Here is a 1,304-nt window from a genome sequence, read left to right as displayed (position 1 = left end):
CTTTGCGCTTACAGCGTGGGGTAGAGCGGGAATTTTGCGCAGAGGGCTTTGACTTCGGCCTTCACCTTGGCCTCGACGGCGCCATTCTCGGCCTCGCCATTGGCGGCCAGCCCGTCGACGACCTCGGTGATCCAGCGGGCGATCTGGCGGAATTCGGCCTCGCCGAAGCCGCGCGTCGTGCCGGCCGGGGCGCCCAGGCGGATGCCGGAGGTGACGAAGGGCTTTTCGGGGTCGAAGGGCACGCCGTTCTTGTTGCAGGTGATATGCGCCCGGCCCAGGGCGGCCTCGGCGGCCTTGCCGGTCACCTTCTTCGGCCGCAGATCGGCCAGGCAGAGATGGTTGTCGGTCCCGCCCGAGACGATGTCGATCCCGCCCTTCATCAGCTCATCCGCCATGGCGGCGGCATTGGCCTTGACCTGGGCGGCATAGGCCTTGAACTCCGGCCGCAGCGCCTCGCCGAAGGCGACGGCCTTGGCGGCGATGACATGCATCAGCGGGCCGCCCTGCAGGCCGGGGAAGACGGCCGAATTGATCTTCTTCGCGATCTCTTCATCATTGCACAGGATCATGCCACCGCGCGGCCCGCGCAGCGATTTATGCGTGGTGGTGGTGCAGACATGGGCATGCGGGATGGGCGAGGCATGGACGCCGCCGGCCACGAGACCCGCGATATGGGCCATGTCGACATGCAGGTAAGCCCCCACCTCATCGGCGATGGCGCGGAAGGCGGCCCAGTCCCATTCGCGGCTATAGGCGGTGCCGCCGGCGAGGATCAGCTTCGGGCGGTGCGCCAGCGCCTTGGCGCGGACCTCGTCCATGTCCAGACGCTGGTCCTGCTGGCGCACGCCATAAGAGACCACGTTGAACCATTTGCCCGACATGTTCACCGGCGAGCCATGGGTCAGGTGACCGCCCGAGTTCAGGTCCAGCCCCATGAAGGTGTCGCCCGGCTTCAGGAGCGCGAGGAACACGGCCTGGTTCATCTGGCTGCCGGAATTCGGCTGCACATTGGCATAGTTGCAGCCGAAAAGCTCCTTGGCGCGCTCGATCGCCAGGGTCTCGGCGATGTCGACATATTGGCAGCCGCCGTAATAGCGCTTGCCCGGATAGCCCTCGGCATATTTGTTGGTCAGGACCGAGCCCTGGGCCTGCAGCACCGCCAGAGAGACGATGTTCTCGGAGGCGATCAGCTCGATCTCGTCGCGCTGGCGGCCAAGTTCCGAGGTCACCGCGCCGTAGAGCTCGGGGTCGCGGGACGAAAGCGCTTCCGTGAAGAAGCCGGTATCGCGGTGGGGGGCGTTCAT

At 66.2% G+C, this 1,304-nt stretch carries 1 protein-coding gene; it reads right to left on the bottom strand.

Features of this window, described 5'->3' with window-relative positions; translation table 11 throughout:
- Window positions 1-8: 8 nt before the first annotated feature.
- Window positions 9-1,304, bottom strand: coding sequence for a serine hydroxymethyltransferase (gene glyA, locus ACED67_RS21600; RefSeq protein WP_395543807.1), 1,296 nt, complete (start codon window positions 1,302-1,304; stop codon window positions 9-11).

Source organism: Neotabrizicola paludis, from assembly GCF_044142105.1.
Taxonomy (GTDB): domain Bacteria; phylum Pseudomonadota; class Alphaproteobacteria; order Rhodobacterales; family Rhodobacteraceae; genus Pseudogemmobacter.
Note: the sequence above shows the minus strand (reverse complement) of the source record. Positions and strands in the feature narration are given on the sequence as shown.